Genomic DNA, 25,601 nt, shown 5'->3' on the forward strand with positions numbered 1-25,601 from the left:
CACCACGCTTGAACCGCCTCCGCCACATCCTCGTCTCCGCCTCCGCCGGTTCCGGCAAAACGTACCAACTGGTGCGCCGGCATCTGCATCTTCTTGCTCTCGGGCAGTCTCCGGAAGGCATCGCGGCCATGACCTTTACCCGCAAGGCAGCGGGGGAGTTTTTCCAGCGCATCCTGCAGCGCCTGTCCGCGCTCTCCCAGGAGAGCGAGCCCCCGGGGATTTATTTTGAAGGCATGGCGCCACTCCCGGCGGATTGGCCGGAGTTTGTGGTGCTGCTGCGCAGGGTCACCCAGCGCCTTCACCGCCTGCGGCTGGGAACCATGGACAGCTTTTTCGCCAACATCACTGCCTGCTTTCCTCTGGAGCTGGGGCTGCCGCTCGGGGCCAGTGTCATGGCTGAAAACGAGGCCGCCCATGCCCGGCAGGAAGCGCTGGATGCGCTGTTGGAACGCATTCATTCCGCCCGCGATGACGCGGCGGGGCGTGCACTGCTCGAAGGTTTTAAGCAGGCGACGTTCGGCATCGAGGAGCGAAGCGCTGTGGAAAGCCTTGAATCCTGGATCAACGATCATCACGCGACCTGGCTTGACAGCGGAGACGCCTCTCGCTGGGGCACTGCGTCCGATCTTGACTTCGACGAGTCCAATGACCTCGCTTCTGCCTTGGAGGATCTCAAAGATCATTTTGTTCCTGCAAGGCCCAAAAGCGCCAGCTTCATGGAGGAACTGCTCCTGGAAGCTCCGCGGCTGGAGCCCGGCAAAAAGCCGGAGGACCGGGTGGAGGACTTCCTGAAAAAATCGGCGGCGTCCTGGCGTGAGCTGCGCTCGGGAAACGCCATGGTGACCTGGGGGGGAGGTAAAAACCCTGTCTCAGGCCCTGCTGCCCGAGCATGGGTTCGTGTGGCAGAGGCGATCGTGAACAATGAGCTGAGATGCCGGTCGCAGCGCACACAGGGGATGGCGGCTCTCATGGAGCTGTATGAAGCTGAGTATTCCCGCCGTGTGCGCTCACGTGGCCGCCTGTCCTTTGCCGACGTGCAGCGTCTGCTGGCAACGGCGACGGCCGAAGGCGAAGAGTGGGCGGATGACGAAAGCGCCGACCTCTGGTTCCGGCTCGACGGGCGATATGATCACTGGCTGTTCGATGAGTTCCAGGACACCAGCCGTGTGCAGTGGAATGTGGTGCGCGGACTGGTGGATGAAGTGCTCCAGGATGATTCCGGCAGGCGCAGTTTCTATGCTGTGGGAGATCCCAAGCAGTCCATTTATCTCTGGCGTCAGGCGGAGCCGGGCCTTTTTGAGGATGTGCTGCGGGAATGGCCCCATCATGGAGCAGACGGCCTGGCTCCTGAGACGCTGAGCAAGTCCTTCCGCAGTGCCCCTGCCGTGCTGGATGCGGTGAATGCCGTGTTTGGCAACAAGGCGGGCATCGAAGCTTTGCTCCCTGGCTGCACGAAGGGATTTGCTTTCCAGAGTCACGAAGCGGAAGCGCGCCATCTGCGGCTCAGCGGTTACACGGCGCTCCTGAGCGTTCCTGTCGAGGATGGTGTTCGCAATCCCTCGACCACCCCTGTGGTCACCGCTCTCTTGAATGAGATCCGGCCTTTGGAGCGCGGACTGACCTGTGCGGTGCTGGTGCGCGGCAACAAGAGCGCCAATGCCATCGCCGAGGAACTGCGGGCCTCGACGGGCATGGAGGTCGTGTGCGAATCTCAGCTTTTTCCAGCCACCGACAATGCGGTGACGCTGGCCTTGCTCGCGCTGCTTCAGCTTGCCGCACATCCTGGTGACACGCTGGCGCTGGAGCATCTGAAGATGACGCCATTGTGGCAGCGAATCGAATCTGCGGATGAGGGATGGCAGCTGACCTGCCACCACGTCCGCGAATCCGTGTTCGAGCATGGCATGGTCGGGTTTACGGAGGTGTGGACACGGCATCTCCGTGCGTTGCTGCCAAAGATGGATGCGTTTCACGAACTGCGGCTTCGCCAGTTCGGTGAAATGGCCGCAGAGTTTGATGCCGCCGGCTCCCGGGACATCGATGCCTTCCTGAAATTCGCCCGTGACATGCCCATGCAAGTGCGCGGCGCTGCCAGTGCAGTGCAGGTGATGACCGTGCACAAGGCAAAGGGGCTGGAATTTGACGTGGTCATCCTTCCGGATTTGAACGGGGATGCGATGGATCACGTGCGGCGGCGTTCATTGATTGTAAACCGTAGTGCACAGGGCATCTCGTGGGTGCTGCAGGAGCCGCCGCGCATCTTTGCGCCTTTGCACGACTCGTTAAAAGAAGAACTGGAGACCTCCAGGCAGCACTCGGCTTTCGAGTCTCTCTGCCGCCTATACGTCGCGATGACGCGGGCCAAACGCGGATTGTACATGATTGCGCAGCCGCCTCCGAAATCGCAGGAATCGTCCGTGAAAGAAGCGCTTTTTTTGCGGCGGATGCTCGGTGCGGCGGGCGCAGTGGAAGAATGCGCGGCTTATTTAACGGAGTGGCAGATTGGGGATGCCGGGTGGTTTGTGCCGGCCAAAGGATCGCCGTCCCAGCCCACCGCTTTTCCCGGGCTGTCTCACCCGCTGGGAGAGCTGCTGCGGGAGTTTCAGCCACTGGCCAGACGTGTGACGCCCTCCGGCGAGGAAGATTTCAAGGTCAAGGGCAGCATGTTGTTCAGCGCTGGCCGCGAACCGGGGCGCAGACTGGGCAATCTGGTCCATGAATTGCTGGCCCAGGTCGAGTGGTGGAATTCCACATCAAGCTTTTCTGAACTCGAATCACGCTGGCAGAGCTCCGGTTTGCTGCGGGGAGAGAAGATTGAAGAACAGGCGCTGGCGATGGTGCGCGGCGTCTTGAATTCCCCGGCGGCGCTGCATGCCTTTTCCAAGCCGTCGGCAGATGCCCAGGCATGGCGCGAGCGGCCCTTTGACCTGATCCATGAGGGAAGCTGGATCAGCGGCATTTTTGATCGTGTGGTGGTCCGGCATGACTCGGTGCGACTGATTGATTTTAAGACGGATGAGGTTCCTGATGCGGAATCCCTGGCCGAAAAAGTCGCGGGCTATCGTCCGCAGCTGCTGCTTTATCGTCAGGCGCTGGCGCGGCTTTCCGGTCTTGAAATGGAGCGGATCGAGTCGGCTCTGCTTTTCACCCGAACCTGCTGTCTGGTGGACGTAAAATGACTTTTTTTGAATCCAGGCGCTGTTTGCTGACGCAAAAACTTGTGTGACCGCAATAGCTCTGCCATGGAATCCGCGCATTGGCGCTTTTTTGGCGTCTCCTGCTTCCGAAACTTTCATGAGCCAGCCTGAACTTAACGAAGAAGATCTGCTCCAGCGTGCTGGACGCGGAGACGCGCGTGCGTTCGAGCATCTCTATGATCGGATCGCCCCTCGAATCTTCGGTCTTCTACGCCAGATGCTGCATGACGAGCGTGAGGCTGAAGATGTTTTGCAGGATGGTTTTGTGCAGCTGTGGGAGCGTGCTTCGTCTTTTGACCCGGAGCGCAGCAAGGCATTCACCTGGGCGGTGATGCTGTTCCGTCACAGGGCAATCGACCGCATGCGCATGCTGGGCCGTCGCAACCGGCTGGTGGACAGCGCCACCTTGGAGCACACGACTCTCGCTGCTTCCGTTCATGCCAGCACAGCTGAAGAAGTGGAGGCGGCCGAGCGCGGCATGGTCGTTCGCGAAGCTTTGAACGAACTGCCCAACGAACAGCGCCAGCTGATCGAATTCGCCTTTTTGAAAGGACTGACTCATCATGTGATTTCCGAGTCGCTCGGAATTCCTCTTGGCACAGTGAAGACCAACATTCGCCGCGGGCTCCTGCGTCTGCGCGATCTTTTGAAAGGAGGCGCATGATGGACGAAGAGCGATTTGAAGAACTGGCCGCCATGAATTCGCTCGGCATGCTGGAGAACGACGAAAAGCGTGCTCTGGATGGTGCGATTGCGCGCGACAAAGATGTGCGCGCACTTTGCGCGGACATGGATCAAACGACTGCTTCGCTTGGCTATTTGGTGAAGCCGGTGGAGCCTCCGTCAAACATGAAGAAACGCATCCGCGCCAAGATGCGTGCCACAGGGGTGAAAGGCGCTGGTGTCTCCCGCGGCTTTGTCATCGGCAGCACGGGCTGGGCGCTGGCTGCGGCCTTTGCCGTGGCTTCGGTCTGGCTGTGGCAGCAACGGGCGGGCATGATCCAGCAGCTTGAGGCTGCATCGCGCGCCATGGCCCCGGTAAACGCCCCGGTCACTCCGGTGGTGGATGATGGCAAAGCCAAGGCTCGCACCTTGGAAGAAGAGCTCAAAAAGCGCCGCGATGAATTTGAAGCGCAAAAACTGGCGCTTTCCAACGAGATTGATTCACTGCGCAAACGCGAGACAGAGACCAGGGCGGAATCTGCCAAACTTGCCGCCGAAGTGGCGCAGTTGAAGAAGCAGGAGTCCGAGTCGCAGCTTCAAATCGCCACCCTGCAAAGCAAGGTTTGGGAGTACCGCCGCACCGAAATGCTGGTGGTATGGGACCAGAAACGCAGCCAGGGCGTCGTGATGCTCGACAAAATGCCGAAGGTTGAGTCCGACAAGGATTATCAGCTCTGGGTCGTCGATCCAACCAAGCCCGACCCGGTCAGCGCCGGAGTGGTCACTGTAGATGCCAAAGGCTCCGCCAAGACCACCTTCAGGCCGGTCGAAAATGTGGTCGGCGAAGCAAAATTCGCCATCAGCGTTGAGAAAAAAGGGGGCGTTCCCAAGAGTGAAGGTCCCATTGTTCTCGTCGGCCCCTGATTGCTTAGGGCAAAAGCCGCGAGACTTTGCGGCTGTCGTCCGGATCAGCAGGAGGTGGGATCAACCATTCCAGCCGCCGCCCATCGCCTTGTAAATCCTCACCCAGGCCGTCGCAACGCGCGTCCTGCTCAGCACAATGTCGTTCTGTGCATTGAGAGCCACGCGCTCCGCATCCAGAACAGTGAGGAAGTCGGCGATGCCATCCTGATAGCGCTTGCGGGCCAGAGTCGCCGCCTCGCGTGCTGAAGCAGCAGAGGCTTCGAGGTGATGCAGCCTCACTCGTTCCCGGTCATAAGAGGTGAGGGCGTTTTCTGTTTCCTCCAACGCCAGCAGCACTGTCTGCTCATAGCGCGCAAGAGCGGTGTCAGCCCGTTTGCCCGCAGCGGCGATCTGCTGGCGGACTCTGCCCAGATTAAACGCAGCCCAGGTAATACGTGGCCCGAAGCTGAAAGCATCTGCCCCCGGCTTGCCTGCGATGTAGGACGGCGTGGCCGCTTCCAGGTTGATGCGGCCGCTGAAGCTGACCCGCGGAAACAAATCGGCGACGGCCACACCCACGCGCGCTGTTTCGGCTGCCAGGATGTCCTCTGCGGCGCGAATGTCAGGCCGGCGGCGCAGCAGTTCTTCCGGCTTCACGATGCCCACCTGGGAGGGAACAGCCGGCTGCTTTTTGCTCATTTGCAGGCGGCTGCGCAGCTCAGAGGGGTTCTGCCCGCACAGCACCGCGATCCGATGAATCGACTTGGCAATGTTTTCCTGATGCGAGGGAATTTGCGCCAGGGTGGCGTTCCAAAGGGCATTGGCTCTCGCGACATCGAGCTGCGTGCCGCGTCCTCCCTTGAGCGAGGCCTCGGCGATGTGCAGAGCATCGGACTGATTGCCCGCGTTTTCGTTTGCCACGGCCAGCTGCGCCTGCGCGCCACGCAGTTCCAGATAGTTGATTGCAATCTCCGACTCCAGCGAGATCAACAGGTCGTGCAGGTTGGCATCCATGGCACCTGAGTTCGCCTTGGCAGCTTTGACAGAATTGCGGATGCGCCCGAAGAAATCGAGCTCCCAGTCGGCGTCGAAACCCGTCCGGTACAGCTCGAAGTCACGAGTGCGCAGACCAGAAAACGAGGTCGCGCCGTTGCGTGTGTTTTCGTAGGTGGTGCCGAAGGTCACGGTCGGCGCGTAGTTGAAGTTGGATTCGCGCCACAAAGCACGCGCTTCCAGCAGCCGTGAACGTGCGGCGGCCAGATCCCGGTTTTGGGCGGCTGCGCGCGCCACCAGTTCGTTCAGCGTGCTGTCATTAAGCTTGCGCCACCAAGCGGCATCCACGGCCTCGGCACGTGCCGCGCCTCCCTTGGATGCGAACTCGGCTGGCATTTTGGGCTGCGGCTTGATGAAGCGTGGCCCCACATTGCAGCTGGAAACCAGGCAAAGGAGGAGCAGAAAAGATTTAATGGGCTTCATGAAGCGTGGTGGAATGGGCGGCAGTCTGACGCCGGCGTTCACGACGTTCAACAAAGGCTCGGAGAATGACATAAAATACCGGAGTGAACAGCAGGCCAAACAGGGTGACACCGATCATGCCGAAAAACACCGCCGTGCCCAGCGCCTGGCGCATTTCCGCACCCGCGCCGGTGGCCAGCACCAGCGGCAGCACCCCGAGAATGAAAGCGAAACTGGTCATCAGGATGGGGCGCAACCGCAGGCGGCAGGCCTCCACAGCAGCAAGCACGCGGTCCATTCCTTGATCCTGCAGCTGTTTGGCAAATTCCACGATGAGAATGGCGTTTTTGGCCGCCAGGCCCACCAGCACCACCAGGCCGATCTGCGTGAAGATGTTGTTGTCCTGCGCCCGCAACCACACGCCGCCGATGGCAGACAGCAGACACATGGGCACGATCAGAATGATCGCCATGGGCATGCTCCAGCTCTCATACTGCGCGGCCAGCACCAGAAACACAAAGACGACACACAGCGGGAAAATGTAAATCAGCGTGTCGCCTGCCAGAATTTGCTGGTAGGTGAGGTCGGTCCATTCAATGGCAAAACCAGCGGGCAGGTTATCCTTGGCCAGCCGCTCGATCTTTTCGATCATCTGACCAGAACTCACGCCGGGAAGCGTGTTTCCATTAATGTCGGCGGAATAGTAGAGGTTGTACCTCTGCACACGGTCCGCTCCGCCGGTCTTGACGACTTTGACGAGTGCGCCCAGGGGCACCATGTCACCGTTGTGATTGCGGATTTTAATGCGGGCAATGTCTGCCGGGTCTTTGCGGAATGCGGGCTCAGCCTGTGCGGTCACCTGGTAGGTGCGTCCAAAGAGGTTGAAGTCGTTCACGTAAACGGACCCCAGATACACCTGCAGAGCTTCGTTCAGATCTGCCAGAGAAACGCCCATGGTCTTGGCCTGGGCACGGTTGATCTCCAGTTTAAACTGCGGACTTCTGGCGCGGAAGCCAGTGATGAGCGAGATCAGCCCCGGCTCCTGCTGCGCGGCGGCCAGCAGTTTTTGAGTCGCCGCTTCCAGAGCTGGCAGGCCTGCGTTGTTGAGATCCTGCACCTGGATTTTGAAGCCGCCGGCATTGCCCAGACCGCGCAAAGGCGGCGGAGGCAGCACCAGCACCCGTCCCTCCTGGATGGTGGAAAATTTTTTGCGGATCACAGCCAGCAGGGCGTCACCTTTAAGTTCGGGGGCCGTGCGATTGGCGAAATCATCGAAAACCAGGAACGCTGCGCCGACGTTCGGCTGATTGGCCTGAAGGACCGAGGAGTAGCCGGAGATGGCAAAAGTGTGGGCGATGCCGGGAATCTCCCGCGCCATGGCGTCCATCTTGCGAACCACCGCGTCCGTTCGTTCAAAGGCTGCGGCATCCGGCAGCTGCACCAGAACAATGGCATAACCCATGTCCTGGGCGGGAATGAACCCGCCTGGCACATCTCGGAACAGCTTTCCTGCAAGACCGATCAAGGCACCGTATCCGATCAGCACCAGCACGGCCAGGCGAATGAGCTTGCCCACCAGTCCGGCGTAGAGATCCGAACCAAACTGGAACACGCGGTTGAAACCGCGGAAAAACCAGCCAAACAGGAAGTTCAAAACACGCGTGAACCGGTCTGGCTGCACCCCATGCGGCTGCAGCAGAATGGCACATAACGCCGGACTGAGCGTAAGAGAATTGAAGGCTGAGATCACGGTGGAAACCGCGATCGTGAGTGCAAACTGCCGGTAGAACTGCCCGGTGATGCCGCTGATGAACGCCGTCGGAACAAACACTGCGCACAGCACCAGCGCCACTGCGATGACAGCGCCGCTCACCTCGTTCATGGCTTGAATGGAGGCCTCATGTGGAGACAGCCCTTTGGCAATGTTGCGCTCCACGTTTTCGACCACGACGATGGCGTCATCCACCACGATGCCGATGGCCAGCACCAGGCCGAACAGGGAGAGATTGTTGAGCGAAAAGCCCAGCCATTGCATCACGGCCAGTGTGCCGATGAGCGACACGGGAACCGCCAGAAGCGGAATGATGGATGCCCGCCAGCTTTGCAGGAAAATGATGACCACGAAAACGACCAGAAGGATCGCCTCCATCAGCGTGTGCAGCACCGACTTGATCGAGGAGCGCACAAACTTGGTGGTATCGTAGTTGATCTTGTAATCCACACCCGGCGGAAAGCGCTCCTTGAGCTGGTTGAGACGAGCGTAAACGGCGTCAGCGGTGGCGATGGCGTTGCTGCCAGGGAGCTGGAAGACACGGAGAGACACCGCATTGTACCCGTCCATGTAGGTGCGGCTGGAGTAGTCACGCGAACCGAGCTCGATGCGGGCCACATTGGCCAGGCGCACCACGTCTCCCTGCTTCCCGGTTTTCAGCACGATGTCGCCAAATTCGGCAGCTTTCTTCAGCCGCCCCGGTGCCGTGAGGGTGTATTGAAACTCTGAACCTTCCGCTGCCGGCGGCTGGCCTAGCGATCCGGCCGCCACCTGCACGTTTTGCTCCCGAATCGCACGCACGATGTCCCCTGCGGTCAGTCCCAGGCCTGCGATCTTTTCTGGGTCCAGCCAGACTCGCATCGAGTAATCCAGGCCCCCCAGTGCCGATGCCTCCGCCACCCCAGGAATACGTGCCAGTTCGTTTTGAATCTGCAGCGTGCAATAGTTGCTGAGATAGGAGACGTCACGCGAGCCGTCGGGACTGTAGAACTGAGCCGAGAGCGTGAGGTCAGGCGAGCGCTTGTTCACATTGACTCCCAGGCGGCGCACCTCTTCCGGCAGGCGGGACACGGCGCTGTTCACACGGTTCTGCACCAGCACCTGCGCTTCATCCAGATCCGTGTTGAGACGGAAAGTCACGGTGATCTGCGCACGACCGTCGCTCGTGGACGATGAAGACAAATAAAGCATGTTCTCCACCCCGTTGATTTCCTGCTCCAGAGGGGTGGAAACGGTCTCCGCCAGGGTGCGTGCGTCCGCGCCGGGGTAAGTGGCCGAAACCACTACGGTAGGGGGAATGACTTCAGGGTATTGAGCGATCGGCAGCGCCACATAGGCCAGGCAGCCCAGCATGGTGATGACGATGCTCAGAACAGCCGCAAAAATGGGCCGGTTCACAAAAAAGCGCGCGAAATTCATTGGGGTGTTACTTGGTGGGCGCTGCGGGCTGCATGTCCGTCATCGTGGGCTTCACTTGTACGCCGTTGCGCACGCTCATGAGGCCGAGCACCACCACCCGGTCCTCCGCTTTCAGTCCGCTGCGCACCACCCGCATGCCATCCAGCAGTGGCCCGAGAACGATGGGGCGGTAAACTGCCTTGTCCTTCTCATCAAGCACCCACACAAAGCTGCTGCCCTGGTCGTCTCCCACGGCGGAATCACGAATCAGCAGTCCGTCGTATTCCCCGCTGCCGGGGATCCTCACTTTCGCAAAGAACCCGGGCGCCATCAGGTGGTCGGCATTCGGAAACACGGCACGGGCGCGGATCGTGCCCGTGGCGGGATTGATCTGATTGTCCACGAAATCGACTTCTCCATGGTGCGGCCAGCCCTCCTGGTTGATCAGCGCCATCTCTGCGGGAATGCGTTCAAACATGGCGCTCACCCTCTCGCCCGACTTATGCATCTCGCGGTACTTCAGCACGGAGCGTTCATCCGCCTCGATCTCGCAGTAAATGGGGTCCAGCGCCACGATCGTGGTCAGCAGGGTGGCGTTTTGCGTACCCCCGCTGACGAGGTTGCCCTCGGTCACGCGAGCATCGCTGATGCGCCCGCTGATCGGTGCGCGGATCTGGGTAAATTCCAGGTCGAGCTTGGCCGCACGCAGCGCAGCCTCCGCTCCTCGTACCCCGGCCTGCTCCCCCGCAGCGCTTTTGAGGCGGCGCTCCGACTCTTCTGCCGAAATGGCCTGCCCCTGGCGCAATGCGGTGGCGTTCTTGGCCTCGACTCCCGCCAGTTCTGCGGTCGTCCTTGCCTGCGCCAGCATCGCCTCCGCCCTCTCCACGATCGCTTGATAGGGCCTTGGATCGATCGTGAACAGCAGATCGCCTGCTTTCACCTCCGTGCCTTCCTTGAAACTGACTTCCGTCACATATCCGGAAACCCGAGCGTGAATGTCAACGCGCTCCCGTGAGGTCAGCCGGCCGGTAAATTCATCCCAGTCTTTGAGCCGTTTGGCGATCGGCTTGGCCGCTGTCACTTCCGGAATCGAACTCTGAGGCCCCGCTCCCGGCGCTCCGGATTCACGTTTGCAGGCGGTCATGGAAGTAAGGACCAGCAGTCCCATCGCGGCATGCCTCCACGTTGATATGAGGAAAATTGGGAAAAGCAGTGCGCGTTGCATGGTCAGAGTTACGAACATGTCTGCATCTAAAATAGGACATTGTGAACATATCGGTTATACCATAACTGCATGACCAATCTGAATGATCTCCAGCAAATCCGTGAATTTGTGCAGATTGCAGACTCTGGCAGCATCTCTCGTGCCGCCAAAGTTCTGGGCATGTCTCAACCCACGCTCAGCCGGCACCTGGCGGCTCTGGAGGTGCAGATCGGCGCGCCACTCCTGCGCCGGGACACGCACGCCATGAGCCTGACTGCGGCAGGGATCATCGTGCTGGCAGACGCCCGGGAGCTGCTCACGCTGGCAGACCGCATGGGCAGCCGGCTGCGCACGGAACGCCGCGCCCTGCGCGGACACCTGCGCATGGTTTCCGTGGTTGATGTGGGGCAGTGGATCGTCTCGCGGGTGCTCTCAAGGTTCAAAAAACTTCACCCGGACGTCACCACGGAACTGCACCTCATCAATCGCCCCACCAAGTTCATCAAGGAAGGCTTCGACTGTGGCATCATGGTGGGCGCGCCTACGGACCGGCGGGTGACGATCCGCAAGATCGCCCAGCTCAACCGGCGGCTCGTCGCAGCTCCGTCTCTTTTGACAAGCCACCCCTCGCCCGTACGGCCGGATGACCTGAAGCTTCTGCCCTGGCTCGGGATTTTGCAGCCCCATTTTTATTCACGGGACCGCGTTGATCTGGAGCGCGCCAGGCAGATCAAAAACCTCAAACTCCTTCCCGCCATGCTTCTGGACACGGTCACCGCGTTGCGAGAGGCCGCGATCGAGGGCGCTGGATTTACCATCCTGCCGGAGTGGATGGCGGCTCGGGACATCAAGGCAGGGCGGCTCCTGCAACTGCTCCCCGACTGGCATCTGGCCCCCATCGATCTGCAGATCGCCCACGCCGCCCACGAGCACCTGCCGCAGCGGGTGAAAAGTCTGATCGAGTTCCTGGAGCAGGAACTCCCCCTTGAAATCCACCGGCTTGATTTGAACGAACGATAGGTGGTGCGCCTACTCTTTGCGGCTCTGTCGCAAAAAATTGCATGCGCAACGAGCACGCTCTGTGCTAGGAATCCGGCCCCCCGCCGCCTCGCGGCCTGTTTTACCCCCATCAAAAAATACCATGCCCAAGCAGACCATTCGTGACCTCGACCTTGCCGGAAAACGCGTTTTTGTGCGCGTCGATTTCAATGTGCCGCTGGAAGAAAAGGACGGGCAGATGGTCATCACCGATGCCACCCGCATCCAGGAAACGCTTCCAACCCTCAAGTTTCTGATCGGAAAAGGCGCCAAAATCATTCTCGCCAGCCATCTGGGACGCCCGAAGGGCAAGCCCGACCCCAAACAGAGCCTCGCCCCGGTGGCCCCCGCGTTGAGCGCCCTGATTGGCAGGCCAGTCGCCTTTGCCAGCGATTGCGTCGGAGAAGAGGCGAAATCCAAAGCGCTTGCCCTCGGCAATGGCGACGTGCTTCTGCTCGAAAACACCCGCTTCCATGCTGGTGAAGAAAAGAACGATCCTGAACTCGCCAAGGGCATGGCCGATCTGGCAGAGATCTTTGTGAATGATGCTTTTGGCTCCGCTCATCGCGCCCACAGTTCCACCGCCGGCATTGCCGACTACCTGCCTGCCGTTTCCGGCCTCCTCATGGAGAAAGAGCTGACCTGGCTGCACGACGAACTCGAAAACCCCGAGCGACCCTTCGTGGTGATCCTCGGCGGAGCCAAGGTGAATGACAAGATTGGCGTCATCAACCGCCTGCTTGAGAAGGCAGACACCATCATCATCGGTGGTGGCATGGCCTATACCTTCCGCAAGATCGTCGAAGGCATCTCCATTGGCAAAAGCCTCTACAAGCCCGAGTGGGAGCCGATCGCCCAGGCAGCCCTCGACAAGGCCAAGGAGCGCGGCGTGAAGATCCTTATCCCCGTGGACGCCATGATCACGGACGCTTTTGATTTCGACGCCAAGAAACTCGGCAACACCAAGTTCACCGCCGCAGGCGAAAGCATCCCGGACGGCTGGGAAGGCGTGGACATCGGTCCTGAGTCTGTGAAGCTCTTCTCCGAAGAGATCGCCAAAGCGAAAACCGTCATCTGGAATGGCCCCATGGGCGTCTTTGAAATCAAGGAAAGCTCCAAGGGCACCTTCGACGTGGCCGAAGCCGTGGCCGCCAACTCCAGCGCCAAGACCATCATCGGCGGCGGCGACAGCGTGAAGGCCGTGAAAAAAGCCAAGCTTGGCGACAAGATGACCTTCATCTCCACCGGCGGCGGCGCCTCCCTCGAACTCCTCGAAGGCAAAGTCCTCCCCGGCGTGGCCTGCCTGAAAGACAAATGACCTAACGTTGACGGTGGTTTACGGTTGTTGACGATGGTTGACAATTGTTCCCCAAACCACCGTCAACAATCGTCAACCACTGTAAACTACTGTTAACTTCTTCTCTTCCCCATGCCCTTCGTCCACTTCCGCAAACCCATCATCGCCGCCAATTGGAAAATGCACATGACTCCTCAGGAGTCGGACGATTTCCTTCGGTCCTTCGCCCGCCTTGTTCCGGACAAAATTCCGGTGCAGATCGTCGTGGCTCCGCCGGCGGTCAGCTTGGAGCGCGCCAACAACACCCTCGTCGCTGCCCGTGAGCAGAGCGTGGAACTGGCCGCGCAGAACATGAGCCAGCACACCGCCGGTGCATTCACCGGAGAGATCAGTGCTCGCATGATCAAGGAGTGCGGCTGCAAGCACGTCATCCTCGGCCACAGCGAACGCCGCAGCATCTACGGTGAAACCAACGCCATCGTGAATGCCAAGGTGCTGGCCGCCCTGGAAGCCCGCCTCCACCCGATTCTCTGCATTGGCGAAACTCTCGCCGAGCGTGACAATGGCCAGATCGAAGACGTTCTTGGCAGCCAGCTCCGCGAATCCCTCGCCGAGGTCGGGCCCCGCCGCATCACCGACTGTGTCATCGCTTACGAGCCTGTCTGGGCCATCGGCACCGGACGCACCGCCAGCCCTGAGCAGGCTCAGGAAGCTCACGCCTTCACCCGCCAGGTTTTGGGCGAACTGTTCGGCGAAGACGTTGCGGCCAAGATTCGCATTCAGTACGGCGGCAGCGTAAAGCCGGGCAACATGGCCGAGCTGATCAGCCAGAAGGATGTGGATGGTGCACTCGTTGGCGGAGCCAGCATGGAGCCCGGAAGCTTCTGGGAAATCTGCCGCGCTGCCATTGATTGGGCAAACGCTAACGCCTAAAGCGTCCGCGCCCATCAGAATTATGCTTGTCAGGGATTGTCGCATTTGCCCATAATCGGGTAAATGCGACGAATCATCCTCCCGATATTCTTGCTCATCCAGGCGTCTTTGCCTGCGCAAACCACTGGTTCTTGGAAAGCAGGCGCGGCGGATGTGGACATCACGCCGGACTATCCGGTGCGGTTGAGCGGCTATGGCAGCCGCACTTCTGAAACTCAAAAAGTGGCGCAGCGCCTCCATGCCAATGCTCTGGCGCTGCAATGGCAGGACGATGAACCCGCGGTCATGGTCAGCGTGGACAACTGCGGCGTGCCTGCGGAAGTCCGGGCCGAAATCCTTAAACGTCTGGCCGCCCGGGGAAGGGGGCTTCCTGCCGAGCGTTTCGCATTGCATTCCACACACACGCATTGCGCTCCCATGCTCAAAGGCGTTCTCCCCTTTCTCTTTGGTGAAGATCTGCCGGAGGAGCATGCGAAACACATTGAACGTTACACTGAGGAGCTCACCGTCCATGTCGTCGGGATTATTCTTCAGGCCTTGGACAAGATGGAGCCGGCGAGGGTGGAGTGGAACTCCGGAAAGGTCTATTTTGCCTTCAATCGCCGGCTGAAAACGGAAAAGGGGTTTCAAAATGCCCAAAATTTTAGCGGGCCTTCGGACCGTGCCCTCCCGGTGCTTTGCATCAGATCGGCCAATGGGAAAAAACTCATCGCCACTCACGCCAGTTATGCATGTCATTGCACCACGCTCGGCATCAATGAGATCCACGGAGACTGGGCGGGTCTGGCACATGAAGAGCTGGAACTACGCTTTCCAGATTCCATCTGCCTGATCGCCATTGGCTGTGGCGCGGATCAGAATCCCTACCCTCGCACGGAAAATCGCTTCGCCATCGACCATGGGGTCAGCATTGCCAAAGAAGTCGTGCGGGTGATCAATGGGCCCATGCTCCCCCTCAGCGGACCACTCAACTGCGCGCGCCAGGAGGTCATGCTACCCTTCGACAAACTGCCGACGAAGCAAGAATGGCAGGTCCGCGCCAGCGATCCAAACAAATGGACGGCCTACCACGCCAGAAAGCACCTCGCCATTCTGGAGCGCGGGGAGAAAATCTCTCCTGCTCTACCCTATGAGATTCAGGTCTGGAGTTATGGCAGCGGTCTTCTCACCATCAATTTGCCTGGCGAAGTCGTGGTGGACTACAGTCTGCGCTTCAAAAACGAGTTCGATTCTGCCCGCACCTGGGTGAACAGCTACACCAACGATGTGCCCTGCTACATCCCCTCAAACCGCATCTGGGAGGAGGGTGGTTATGAAGGGGGCGGAGCCATGATCTATTATGGTCGCCCCACTCGCTTTGCTCCGGGCATTGAAAACATCATCGCGGGAACTGTGAAGCAGCTCGTCCCGCGGGAGTTCAGCGCCGGGCAGATTCAGGACCACCCGTGAGCCGTAGCACGCGCAGGCGCTCGCGGCCTTCGCGACCCGGGTAGGCCGCCCCCGGCAGATAATTTTCGATCACTTCAAAGTCTTCGGCGAAGAGCGTCGTGAGGTCATCTTCTGAAATGCCAAAAGGAGGTCCCGTTTCACCGGGGTCCATTTCGGGATTGATGAAGAACACACCCACCAGCAATCCGCCGGGTTTCAGCAAGGAAGCCACCGCGTCCCGGTACTTTCCCCGCCATTCCGGAGGCAGCGCACACAGGCAGGTATGCTCCACGATGGCGTCATACTGGCACTTAAAGTTGAACAAATCCGCGCACTCAAATCGCTCTGCCAGCTGCGGGTAGTGTTCTTTCGCCCGCGCCACGGCCGTTGGTGCTATGTCGAGACCGTAGGCATCAATGTCGCGGGAAACGAGATGAGCCACATCATGGCCCACACCGCAGCCGGGCACCAGCACGCGGCCCGTGAGCGCATGCCGGGCCACCCATTCCACCAGCGGCGGGGCCGGCTGGCCTTTGTCCCACGGTGTGAAATTTTCCTGATAGGCCTGGTCCCAGTTTGTGACGTTCACTACGGTTGTTTCTGTTTTTCGTGTTTGATGACTCCCTGCAGGGTGGTCTGTCCGGTGTCGCCAGTGAAGGTCACCTTGCTTTCGATCACCTCTTTGGCTTCATCACCAAAGGATTCTTGAATGGTGATGCTGCTGTCGCCATTGCCTGTCACAGCCTTGAGTTCAAACGTGAGATTAACCTCCGACACATGGCCTTCAAAGTGGATCGTTTGCGAGCTTTCCTCCCCGGACAGAATGGCTTCGTAGCTGTCCGCGCCTTCGTTGTAAGTGATCGTCCATTGAAACGGCTGCGCCTCGCCGTTGATCGTGCGCGTGCCTTTGACCACAAAGGAATTTTCGCCTTCGGCGGCGCCGGTCCATTCCTCCTTGATGTCCAAAACATTGTTGTCGCCCTTCAGTTCACCCGCGGCTTTCCACGTGCCGATGTAGTGCTTGAAAAACGGGTTCATGCCAAGGTCCTTGGCTGAAAGGCTGGCGCAGGCCAGCACGCAGATGGAGGCGAGCAGTGATTTCATGCGATGATCTCCTGGATGACTTTGCCATAGCTTATCGGCACGGGGCGGTTGACCACGTCGCGCACCTCCGTGTCGGGCTGGATGCCCAGCAGGTGATACATCGTGGCTGCGAGATCGTCCGGCTTCACTGGTTTGTCAGCTGGGTGTTCGCCGTTTTTGTCGGACGCACCGTGTACGTAGCCACGCTTCACACCGCCGCCCGCCAGAAGCGCCGTGTAGCACTGAGGCCAGTGGTCGCGGGAGATGTTCTTGTTGATCTTCGGCGTGCGGCCAAATTCACCCACCCAGACCACGAGCGTTTCATCCAGCAGGCCGCGCTCGTCCAGATCCGTCAGGAAAGTCGGCAGCGTCTGCTCGGTGATGGGCAGGTGATATTTCTCAATGATCGGAAACATCCGCGTGTCATTGAAGCCATGCGTATCCCACCCGCCTTCGGTCGTGCTCTGGCCACCGATGCTCTGCGCAAAATTCACGGTCACAAACTTCACCCCCGCCTCCACCAGCCGCCGCGCCAGCAGCAGGCTCTGCCCATAGGGTGAGCGTCCATAGCCATCACGCACCTTGTCCGGCTCCTTCGTCAGATCAAAGGCCGCGCGCAGCTTCTCGCTGTGCAGCATGGACAATGCCTTGTCATAGTAGCTTTCGATGCCGCGCGCCTCGGCGGAGTAGTCCAGCAGCCGCGTCTGGGCATCCACCATTTTTTGCAGTTCACGCCGTGCGCTCAACCGCTCAAAGCTCACCCCGCTTGGCAGGCTCAGCTCCGGCAGTGCAAATCCCGGCGCACTCGGATCCCGCAACACGAGGAACGGATCGTGTTCCTTGCCCAAAAAGCTCGCCCGTTGCCCCGGAGTCACCGAGCCGTCACTCACAATGTACGGAAACGTGGCCGAGGTGGGGATTTCCCCCTTCAGAGGCGCTATCCTGTCCACAACGGACGAGTAGGCGGGAAACAAATCGGGTGAATCTTTCAGCCGCTGGTCATCGCTCGGCGGCGCATGCCCGCTCAGCGCGTAGTAGCCTGCGCTGTTGTGGTTCTTCATCGTGTGATGCACCGAGCGGACCAGTGTGACCTTGTCCATCACCTTCGCCGTTTTCGGCAGCTTTTCGGAAACCCAGATGCCATCCGCGTTGGACTTGATCGGCTTGTGAAAACCACGGATGCCCTCGGGTGCATCCGGCTTCATGTCAAAGGTCTCCAAGTGGCTCGGCCCTCCCCACTGGAAGCAGAAGATCACTGATTTCGCCCGTGCCACCAGCTTTTCCATGCCCGCATTCTCAGCACCCCGCAGAAAGCGCGGCATCGTCAGCCCAAACATACCCAGTCCGCCGGCGGAGAGAAGCTGGCGACGGCTGATGCGGGTGCAGGCACCCGTGGTATTGAAAGAAGGACCCATGTGTAAAATCAAACGTGACACAGAATGCCGCACTTTCCGCACTCTGCCAGCACTTGCGGGGGACATGGCGGCGTTGTATCCGCAGCCATGCCCAACCTCCCCACCCCCACCGGATTCAAAGAATGGTCCTTCGTTTGCGATGCCCTCGTGCAGGGCCGCCTCAGCATCATTTTGCGCAAAGGCGGCATCCATGAGGGCCGTGGCGGCTTCGAGTGGAAGCACCGCCAGTTCTTCCTCTTTCCCACCTGGTTCCACAATCAGGCCGAAAAGCTGGGCTGGGTTCCTGAGAACACCCAGCGCGACTTTCCGCCCGAAGAGCAGCGGACGAGCGTCGATATCGACGGCTGCGCCACTCTGGAGCAGGTTTGGAAGGTCACCGACTGGGACAAAGTCGCCGCCCTCGCCCCGCTCCACATCTGGAACGAAGAAGTGGTTAAGGAACGCTTCGTTTACGACGATGAAACCTGCCTGCATGTCGCCCTCGTCCGTGCTTACAAGCTGCCGCAGAACTGGCACTTCCCGTACGCCAAAAGCTATGGCGGCTGCCGCTCCTGGATCACCCTTCCCGAAGAGGGTCTGCCGCTGGCTGCTGCCGCCACCCCGGCGCTGAGTGATGAGGCATTCGTGGATATATCAGCAAAGTTGAAAGCGATCCTGGGTTAGTCGAATGTTCGAGACTTGAACCCGACCGACGCCATCCGACCCGCCCATGCCGAAATCAACCTCGGCGCCATCGTTCAGAACTATGACGCCATCCGTGCCCACGTAGGCGTGGCGCAGGTGATGCCGGTGGTGAAGGCAAACGCGTACGGGCACGGTCTTGTGGAAGTGGCGTCCCGCCTCATGGCTCACGGAGCTCCGTGCTTTGGGGTGGCTCTGCTGGAGGAGGCCGTGACGCTGCGCCAGGCGGGCATCTCCGTGCCCATCCTGGTCTTCGGTGGCGTGGCCACCCGCCAGATACCGCAGTTCATCGCGAACGACCTTATGATGGCGGCGTCGTCCATCGACAAACTGCGGCAGATTGATGAAGCGGCTGCTGCTGTGAAAAAAAAAGCGCGCGTGCACCTGAAGATCGATACCGGCATGGAGCGCATCGGGGTGCACTGGTACAGCGCCGAAAAGCTGCTGGAGGCCAGCCTGACCTTCACCCACGTGGAAGTCGCTGGCATCTACTCGCACTTTGCCAACTCTGATTCTACGGACCTTGCAGGCGCTCGCGAACAGCTCTCCCGCTTCCTCGAAGTGATTGAATTCTATCCCAGGCACGGACTTCAGCCCCCTTTGCGTCACATCGCCAATTCTGGTGGCATTCTCCAGCTCCCTGAAAGCCATCTTGATCTCGTTCGTGCCGGCATCATGCTCTATGGCATCTATCCCTCCAAGGAGACGCTGCGTACCGTCCCCGTGGTGCCGGCCCTGAGCTGGAAATCGCAGGTCGTGTACTTTAAAGTCGTGCAGCCTGGCAGTGCCGTGAGCTATGGCAGCACTTGGAAGAGTGATCATCCTGTGCGTGTTGTCACCGTGCCGGTGGGCTATGGGGACGGCTATTTCCGCGCTCTTTCAAATCGCGGTTCCGTCCTCATTCGTGGCCAGCGCCACCCCATTGTTGGACGCGTTTGCATGGACCAGTTCATGGTGAACCTCGAATGGGGCACTGCCTACAACGGCGATGTTGTCACCCTCATTGGCAGCGATTGCGGCGAAACGATCACCGCCCAGGATGTGGCAGATGCCGCCGGCACCATTCCTTACGAAGTGCTGACCAACATCAACACCCGCGTGCCACGGGTGTACGTCTAAAGCTTCACATGCAGCCTCGGGCGCGCGGGTCTCCGAACCCGCAGCACTCCGCAACCGCCCGTTACTCCGCCCGTTCAAGCTTCTCGTCGATGCGGGCGACGAGGGTGTCCAGCAGTTCGCCATTGCCAAAACGCTCGATCACCCCGGCCAGGAAGCCTTCAATGATCAGCTTGCGGCTTTCGCTGTCGCTGATTCCGCGCGCCTTGAGGTAAAAGAGCTCTTCATCGCTGATCGGTCCGCTCGTCGCGCCATGGCTGCACTTCACCTGGTCCGCGCTGATCTCCAGCCCCGGCAGGCTCGTCGCCTCGGCTTCGTTGCTGTTAAGCAGATTGCGGCAGGTCTGGTACGCATCCGTGTAGTGCGCGCCTTCATCCACTGTGATGAGACCGCTGAAGATGCTGCGGGACTTGCCATACAGCGCGTTCTTGTACAGCAGGTCGCTGCTCGCGTGCGGGGCCTTGTGGTTCTGCAGCGTGCGCTGATCCACGATCTGCTCACCAATCGGCAGAGACACGCTCAGCATGTCGCTCCGTGAGCCTTCGCCGATGAGATCGCTAACGCTCTCGCTGCGGCTGAAGCTCGCACCCAGTTGCACCTGAAAGCTCTTCACCGCGGCATCACGTCCGGCAACGATGCTGGAAAGGTGCAGCGCCTGCGCATCATCCGCCAGCTCCTGGCAGGCCGCGTAGGTGATCTTGCTGCCGCGTCCGCCTACAAGGTCGGCGATGGCGATGCTCAGTCCGCCTTCGCCATCGAGGCTCCGGTAATGATCCACCACGCTCACCTCGGCGTTGTCACCCGTGACAATCAGCGTATGCGGAAAGATGGCTGCATGATCGCCCACCACCCAGTGGAAAATTTCCACCGGCTTTTCGACGGCTACATTCTTCGGCACAAGGATCACCGTGCCCGCCTTCACATGCGCCAGATGCAGCGCCGCAAACTTCGCGGAACCAAGCGTCATCTCACGCTGCATGAAGTGCCGCTTCAGCACCTCGCCATGATCGCGCAGCGCTTCGGCAAACGTCACGCAGACGACGCCCGGGGGCAGATGGCTCGTCTCGGATTCCACCAGCACATCGTTCACGAAAACGAAACGCGCAGCACGTTCCTTCAGCCCCTGCGTGGCCTCCAGAGCCGCGGCGGTGTTGGCATCCGTTGGCGCAGCAGCCGGTGTGTGGTCTGCCAGTTCAATCTTCTTCGAGTTCGAGTAGCGCCAGTTCTCATCCTTCAGGCCGGGCATCGGCAGCTTCTGAAATTCGGTCCACGCTGCTTCAGCGCGGGCCAGAAACCACCCCGGTGCGGATTGTTCATCGCGTACAGGTACGGTGATTTCGAGGCCGGAAGGAGAGGAGATTTCGGGTTCTTGAGGCACTGGGACGGAAGTGTTTTTGGAGACGGGTGCGAGAGTGGCGGACATGGCAGGCGGGGGTGTTGAAACGCAGCGGGTTTGATCAGCCGACGCTGCCTTCCATTTCGAGGTCGATCAGGCGCTTCAATTCCACACTGTATTCCATTGGGAATTCCTTCACGAGGTCGTTGATGAAGCCGTTCACCGAAAGGCTCATCGCCTCGGCCTCGGTCAGGCCGCGTTGCATGAGGTAGAAAATCTGGTCCGCACTCACCTGGCTTACGCTGGCCTCGTGCTGCGTGGAATGCTGATTGCCTCGCACGCTGATCGCCGGATAGGTGTCGGTGTGGCTGTTGCTGTTGATCAGCAGCGCATCGCACTCGGTGTTGTTCTTGCAGCCCTTCAGGTGCTTCGGGATGTGAACCAGCCCGCGGTAGGTGCTGCGCCCCTGCCCGATGGAGATGGATTTCGAAATGACGTTGCTCGTTGTTTCGTCCGCCGCGTGGATCATCTTCGCGCCCGTGTCCTGGTGCTGCCCGCTGTTTGCCAGTGCGATGCTGATCACCTCGCCACGAGCACGCTTGCCTTTCATGATGACGCCCGGGTATTTCATCGTCAGACGACTGCCAATGTTGCAGTCGATCCACCGAACTTCGGCGTCTTCGTGCGCGATGCCGCGCTTGGTCACGAGGTTGAAAACGTTGCTGCTCCAGTTCTGCACCGTCACATACTGGATCTTCGCGCCCTTCATGGCCACGAGTTCCACCACCGCGCTGTGCAGCGTGGCCGTTTCAAACTTCGGCGCCGTGCAGCCTTCCATGTACATCACTTCGGAGCCTTCGTCGGCGATGATGAGCGTGCGCTCAAATTGGCCAAACTGCTCGCTGTTGATGCGGAAATACGCTTGCAGCGGATGGCTCACCTTCACGCCCGGCGGCACATAAATGAAGGAGCCACCTGAGAACACCGCGCTGTTCAGCGCGGAGAACTTGTTGTCTCCCGTCGGGATGACCTTGCCGAACCACTTCTTGAAGATCTCCGGGTATTTGTGCAGGCCTTCCGTGCTGTTCACAAAGATGACGCCTTGTTCTTCCACAGCCGCCTTGATGTTCGAATACGCAGCCTCGGAGTCATACTGCGCCTCCACGCCCGCGAGGAACTTGCGCTCCTGCTCAGGAATGCCCAGGCGGTCAAAGGTCTTCTTCACATCCTCGGGCACATCATCCCAGGAGCGCTTCGGCTTTTGCCCGTCGCTGAGGTAGTAGCGGAACTCATCAAACTTGATGTTTTCCAGATCTTTCGTCGCCCAATGAGTGGGCATGGGCTTCTCCTGGAAAACTTTGAGCGCCTTCTGCCGGAACTCACGAATCCACTCAGGATCGTTTTTCACATCGGCGATGTAATCCACGGTTTTCTCCGTGATGCCAAAGCCCGAATCATATTTGTTGCGTTCAGGAAATGTAAAGTCGCCGACGCTGTCGACCTTGATGTCGGAGATGTCGGGAATCTCGGAAGCGTGTGCTTCGAGAGTGGTGTCTGGGGCAGTGACCATAGGGTTAAAGTTTTTGGGTTTGAGTGCGGTTACGCAGCCGCCAGCAGCTCCTCCTTCACCCAGTCGTAGCCTTTCTCCTCAAGCTTGAGGGCGAGCTCCTTGCCACCGGTGTGGACGATCTGACCGTCAATGAGGACGTGTACGATGTCTGGCTGGATGTAGTTCAGCAGGCGCTGGTAATGGGTGATGACGAGGAAGCCGCGGTTCTCGCTGCGCATGGCGTTCACACCACGGGACACGATCTTGAGCGCGTCGATGTCCAGGCCGGAGTCCGTCTCATCCAGGATCGCATACTTCGGCTCCAGCATCATGAGCTGCAGGATCTCATTGCGCTTCTTCTCACCACCGGAGAAGCCTTCATTCACGCTGCGGCTGGTGAAGCTGCGGTCCATTTCCAGTTGGTCCATGCGTGCGTAGAGCTGTTTGTAGAACTTGATCGCATCAATGTCCTCGCCCTTCGGCAGACGGGCCTTCAGCGCGGCACGCAGAAAGTTCGCATTGCTCACGCCCGGGATTTCATGTGGATATTGGAACGCGAGGAAAAGGCCGGCGCGGCTGCGGGCATCCACCGCCATGTCGAGGATGTTTTCGCCGTCCAGAAGGACTTCGCCGCTGGTTACCTGGTAGTCTTCGTGGCCACACAGCACCTTGCTCAGCGTGCTCTTGCCGGAGCCGTTCGGTCCCATGATGGCATGGACTTCACCGGGATTGATCGTGAGGTTCAGGCCTTTGAGGATTTCGCGGCCGGGGATCTGGGCGTGGAGGGCTTTAATTTCGAGGGACATGGGGTGTAGAAATGGGTGTTTTATGATTTCGTAGCGCAGGCCGAACAGGTGCCGTGAATGGCCAGGTCCGTGCGGGCAACCTTCGTTCCTGCGGGTAGGTTCCAAAACTTGGCGGGATCAAAATCAGCCGCCGGATGAGCGTCGATTACCTTGCCGCACTTCTCGCAGTGGAAGTGCACATGCTCATGCAGGTTCGCGCAGTAGCGCGACTGGCCGCGCTCCAGGTGAACGAGCTTGATCAGGCCTGCGGTGGTCAGGTGCTCCAGGCAGTTATACACCGTTGCCAGGGACATCCCCGGGCTGCGGCTCTTCACCCGGTCCAGAATGTCGTAGGCCGTCGGGTGATCCGTCGAGGAGGCGAGCACTTCGAAAACCTCGCGCCGGTGGGGCGTCAGGCGCACGTCCGAACCCAGCACGGCAAGACGGCAGTCCAGACCGGAAGGTTTGGAGGGAGTGCGGTTTGGGGTGGGCGGCATGGTGACTTTAGAATTAGAATGATTCTAACTGGATGGGGTACGCCCCTTTGGCAAGCGGGGATGCCGGTTTCCCCGAAGATTCTTTGCTCCAAATCACGCCAAACCGCCCTCCACATGCTACAACCTGCCCCATGACCCGCACCCACGCCGAAGACCTCCCCTGGACTCAGCAGACCTCCCCGAAAGGCAAATACAGCCTGGCCCGGCGCTCGCTTTCCATTGCCGCAGGCGGCCAGAAAGACATTGGCACTTGGGGCGGCGGTCATCCCTTTGACGTTGAAATTCAGCGCCTTGCGCCGGGAAAGATCAACTTTCCTTTCCACGCTCATGCCGCGCAGTGGGAGGCTTACTACATCCTCAGTGGTAGCGGCCAAGCGCGTTCCCCGAAGGGCAAGGAGGCCGTCAAAGCCGGCGACTACCTCCTTTTTCCACCCGGCGAGGCGCATCAACTCATCAACACCGGTTCCGAAGACCTGACCTTCATCGTCATCGCCGACCAGCCTCAGGCGGACGTTATCCACTACCCCGACTCCGGCAAATGGATGGTCAAACCGCAGAAAAAATCCTTCGAGATGCAGGAGGTCGAATACTTCAAAGGCGAAGAGTAAGGCGCAATCTTTGCGCAAGCATTGCAATGTTAAGTTCATCGCGTGCTGGCATGCTAAGGCATGAAGCGGCTTTTGATCTCTGCCTGTCTCGCCCTGGTAGCCTCGTGCACCCAGCAAACTTGGAGCGATAAATCGGTGCCCGTAAGCCCCGATTCCGACGCTTGGGGGCCTGTGCTCACCGTTCTGGAGCATCAGTGCGTTCATTGTCACGGCGACAACCGCCTCTCGTCCATGCCACCGATCAACGACACACAGGCTCTTTCGAAGCTCATCGGCTCCCACTGGATCGTGCCTGGGAAACCTCAGGCCAGCCGATTCTTCCAAGTCGTAACATTCCCCGATGAAATCCCAGGAGCCATGCCGCCAAGCGGTCATGCCATCTCCGCTAAAGACGTCCGGATTCTGAGTGAGTGGATCAAAGCCGGTGCCCGCCTGCCGGCTCAACGGATCAAACTCAAGCCGCAGGGACCCCTGCCACGCTCCACGTGATTCAGGTGTGAGGCTTGTGGCGTCCGTGTGCCAGTTCCTTGAGCAAATCCAGCTGGATCTGCTGCACCTCCATCAGCTTCGTGGCGTGCTGGTGCAGCAGGTAGTCCATCTTTTCGTGCAGGTGGCGGATCTCCAACTCAGCCTTCAGATTGATCTTGTAGTCGCCTTCCGCGTGCAGGCGGTCGCGTGCTTCCTGTCGGTTCTGACTCATCATGATCACCGGTGCCTGCAGTGATGCCAGAAACGACAGCATCAGGTTCAGCAAGATGAAAGGGTAGGGGTCAAACGGCTGCTTCAGCAGCACCCCGGCATTGACGGCAATCCACAGCGCCAAGAAAAGACAGAAGGAGATGATGAAACTCCAGCTCCCGCCAAAGGCTGCAATCTTGTCTGCCAGCCGCTCGCCAAAAGTGAGCTTCTGATCCTCCTCGATCTCAGAAAGCGGGCGCTCGCTCAGCACCTCGTGTTTGTGCAGGCTCTCCACCACCTCCTCGTCCAGCTTCGTCAGGTCTCCCACCTGCGTCTCCAGCAGATTGCGCATATACTCCAGCCGCGCGGCGTTTACGGCATCAGGGCTTACTCGCGAATCATCCGCCAGTTCGGGGTGCCGGTCGCGCAGCGTGCTGGCAATATTGGGCCGCAATTCCCGCAGCACCAGCAGCTTGGAAGCCGGCTGCGATTTACCGGTGACGGCGCAGATCCCTTGATTGGAGGCTTTCGTGCGAATGGATTCCATTCCCGATAATACATCGCCC

Annotated in this window: 22 protein-coding genes; 11 read left to right on the top strand and 11 right to left on the bottom strand. The window is 59.6% G+C overall.

The window, feature by feature from the left end; genetic code table 11:
• The first annotated feature begins 8 nt into the window (after positions 1-8).
• From ACILSO_RS02945 to ACILSO_RS02955, 3 genes are all read left to right on the top strand, one after another.
• Complete coding sequence (locus tag ACILSO_RS02945; protein WP_395735870.1) at positions 9-3,179, top strand: UvrD-helicase domain-containing protein; 3,171 nt, start codon at positions 9-11, stop codon at positions 3,177-3,179.
• A gap of 115 nt (positions 3,180-3,294) precedes the next feature.
• Positions 3,295-3,861, top strand: a complete 567-nt coding sequence (locus tag ACILSO_RS02950; RefSeq protein ID WP_395735871.1) for a sigma-70 family RNA polymerase sigma factor — start codon at positions 3,295-3,297, stop codon at positions 3,859-3,861.
• Positions 3,858-4,784 (top strand): anti-sigma factor domain-containing protein, encoded by a 927-nt coding sequence (locus ACILSO_RS02955; RefSeq protein ID WP_395735872.1) that lies wholly within the window; start codon positions 3,858-3,860, stop codon positions 4,782-4,784. The genes ACILSO_RS02950 and ACILSO_RS02955 overlap by 4 nt, the downstream gene beginning before the upstream one ends.
• A 60-nt stretch (positions 4,785-4,844) precedes the next feature.
• Here the strand turns inward: ACILSO_RS02955 and ACILSO_RS02960 are convergent, their stop codons facing one another.
• Genes ACILSO_RS02960 through ACILSO_RS02970 form a run of 3 tightly spaced genes read right to left on the bottom strand, consistent with a single transcriptional unit; the run spans position 4,845 to position 10,531 of the window.
• Positions 4,845-6,239, bottom strand: a complete 1,395-nt coding sequence (locus tag ACILSO_RS02960; protein WP_395735873.1) for an efflux transporter outer membrane subunit — start codon at positions 6,237-6,239, stop codon at positions 4,845-4,847.
• Complete coding sequence (locus ACILSO_RS02965; protein ID WP_395735874.1) at positions 6,226-9,408, bottom strand: efflux RND transporter permease subunit; 3,183 nt, start codon at positions 9,406-9,408, stop codon at positions 6,226-6,228. Before ACILSO_RS02965 ends, ACILSO_RS02960 begins: the two co-directional genes overlap by 14 nt.
• 7 nt (positions 9,409-9,415) lie before the next feature.
• A complete protein-coding gene (locus ACILSO_RS02970; RefSeq protein WP_395735875.1) occupies positions 9,416-10,531 on the bottom strand; it encodes an efflux RND transporter periplasmic adaptor subunit in 1,116 nt (371 codons plus the stop codon).
• 150 nt (positions 10,532-10,681) lie between these two features.
• On the opposite strand from ACILSO_RS02970, the gene ACILSO_RS02975 reads away from it, so the two are divergent.
• The 4 genes from ACILSO_RS02975 (at position 10,682) to ACILSO_RS02990 (ending at position 15,308) form a co-directional block, all read left to right on the top strand.
• Complete coding sequence (locus tag ACILSO_RS02975; protein WP_395735876.1) at positions 10,682-11,611, top strand: LysR family transcriptional regulator; 930 nt, start codon at positions 10,682-10,684, stop codon at positions 11,609-11,611.
• A gap of 121 nt (positions 11,612-11,732) precedes the next feature.
• Positions 11,733-12,947, top strand: coding sequence for a phosphoglycerate kinase (locus tag ACILSO_RS02980; RefSeq protein WP_395735877.1), 1,215 nt, complete (start codon positions 11,733-11,735; stop codon positions 12,945-12,947).
• A gap of 111 nt (positions 12,948-13,058) precedes the next feature.
• The gene (gene tpiA / locus ACILSO_RS02985; RefSeq protein ID WP_395735878.1) at positions 13,059-13,859 is read left to right on the top strand and encodes a triose-phosphate isomerase; all 801 of its coding nucleotides are present in this window, start codon (positions 13,059-13,061) and stop codon (positions 13,857-13,859) included.
• A 63-nt stretch (positions 13,860-13,922) separates the two neighbouring features.
• Positions 13,923-15,308 (top strand): neutral/alkaline non-lysosomal ceramidase N-terminal domain-containing protein, encoded by a 1,386-nt coding sequence (locus tag ACILSO_RS02990; protein ID WP_395735879.1) that lies wholly within the window; start codon positions 13,923-13,925, stop codon positions 15,306-15,308.
• On the opposite strand, the gene ACILSO_RS02995 is transcribed toward ACILSO_RS02990, so the two are convergent.
• From ACILSO_RS02995 to ACILSO_RS03005, 3 genes are read right to left on the bottom strand one after another with little or no spacing between them, the layout of a single operon-like run.
• On the bottom strand, positions 15,277-15,876 hold the full coding sequence (locus ACILSO_RS02995; RefSeq protein WP_395735880.1) for a methyltransferase: 600 nt from the start codon (positions 15,874-15,876) through the stop codon (positions 15,277-15,279). The genes ACILSO_RS02990 and ACILSO_RS02995 overlap by 32 nt on opposite strands.
• On the bottom strand, positions 15,876-16,391 hold the full coding sequence (locus ACILSO_RS03000) for a hypothetical protein (protein WP_395735881.1): 516 nt from the start codon (positions 16,389-16,391) through the stop codon (positions 15,876-15,878). Before ACILSO_RS03000 ends, ACILSO_RS02995 begins: the two co-directional genes overlap by 1 nt.
• On the bottom strand, positions 16,388-17,785 hold the full coding sequence (locus ACILSO_RS03005) for a DUF1501 domain-containing protein (protein ID WP_395735882.1): 1,398 nt from the start codon (positions 17,783-17,785) through the stop codon (positions 16,388-16,390). The genes ACILSO_RS03000 and ACILSO_RS03005 overlap by 4 nt, the downstream gene beginning before the upstream one ends.
• 87 nt (positions 17,786-17,872) lie before the next feature.
• On the opposite strand from ACILSO_RS03005, the gene ACILSO_RS03010 reads away from it, so the two are divergent.
• Both ACILSO_RS03010 and alr read left to right on the top strand, forming a co-directional pair.
• Positions 17,873-18,448, top strand: coding sequence for a DUF1802 family protein (locus ACILSO_RS03010; RefSeq protein ID WP_395735883.1), 576 nt, complete (start codon positions 17,873-17,875; stop codon positions 18,446-18,448).
• A 15-nt stretch (positions 18,449-18,463) separates the two neighbouring features.
• The gene (alr, locus tag ACILSO_RS03015) at positions 18,464-19,585 is read left to right on the top strand and encodes an alanine racemase (protein ID WP_395735884.1); all 1,122 of its coding nucleotides are present in this window, start codon (positions 18,464-18,466) and stop codon (positions 19,583-19,585) included.
• Between the two features lie 61 nt (positions 19,586-19,646).
• Here alr and sufD read toward each other — a convergent pair whose 3' ends face one another.
• The 4 genes from sufD to ACILSO_RS03035 are packed head-to-tail and all read right to left on the bottom strand — an operon-like array spanning position 19,647 to position 23,749.
• Complete coding sequence (sufD, locus tag ACILSO_RS03020; protein ID WP_395735885.1) at positions 19,647-21,005, bottom strand: Fe-S cluster assembly protein SufD; 1,359 nt, start codon at positions 21,003-21,005, stop codon at positions 19,647-19,649.
• 34 nt (positions 21,006-21,039) lie between these two features.
• Entirely contained in the window at positions 21,040-22,488 is a 1,449-nt protein-coding gene (gene sufB, locus ACILSO_RS03025) for a Fe-S cluster assembly protein SufB (protein WP_395735886.1), read from the bottom strand.
• Positions 22,489-22,517: 29 nt separating this feature from the next.
• Positions 22,518-23,273 (bottom strand): Fe-S cluster assembly ATPase SufC, encoded by a 756-nt coding sequence (gene sufC, locus ACILSO_RS03030; RefSeq protein WP_395735887.1) that lies wholly within the window; start codon positions 23,271-23,273, stop codon positions 22,518-22,520.
• 20 nt (positions 23,274-23,293) lie between these two features.
• A complete protein-coding gene (locus ACILSO_RS03035; RefSeq protein WP_395735888.1) occupies positions 23,294-23,749 on the bottom strand; it encodes a Fur family transcriptional regulator in 456 nt (151 codons plus the stop codon).
• A 131-nt stretch (positions 23,750-23,880) separates the two neighbouring features.
• Here ACILSO_RS03035 and ACILSO_RS03040 point away from each other — a divergent pair, with 131 nt between their 5' ends.
• Both ACILSO_RS03040 and ACILSO_RS03045 read left to right on the top strand, forming a co-directional pair.
• Positions 23,881-24,357, top strand: coding sequence for a cupin domain-containing protein (locus tag ACILSO_RS03040; RefSeq protein WP_395735889.1), 477 nt, complete (start codon positions 23,881-23,883; stop codon positions 24,355-24,357).
• Between the two features lie 231 nt (positions 24,358-24,588).
• On the top strand, positions 24,589-24,846 hold the full coding sequence (locus ACILSO_RS03045) for a hypothetical protein (protein ID WP_395735890.1): 258 nt from the start codon (positions 24,589-24,591) through the stop codon (positions 24,844-24,846).
• A 1-nt stretch (position 24,847) separates the two neighbouring features.
• Here the strand turns inward: ACILSO_RS03045 and ACILSO_RS03050 are convergent, their stop codons facing one another.
• Positions 24,848-25,582: a DUF1003 domain-containing protein gene (locus ACILSO_RS03050; protein WP_395735891.1), complete on the bottom strand. Its 735-nt coding sequence runs from the start codon at positions 25,580-25,582 to the stop codon at positions 24,848-24,850.
• Between the last annotated feature and the right edge of the window lie 19 nt (positions 25,583-25,601).

Origin of the sequence: Prosthecobacter sp., assembly GCF_044226605.1 — a bacterium.
GTDB lineage: Bacteria > Verrucomicrobiota > Verrucomicrobiia > Verrucomicrobiales > Verrucomicrobiaceae > Prosthecobacter.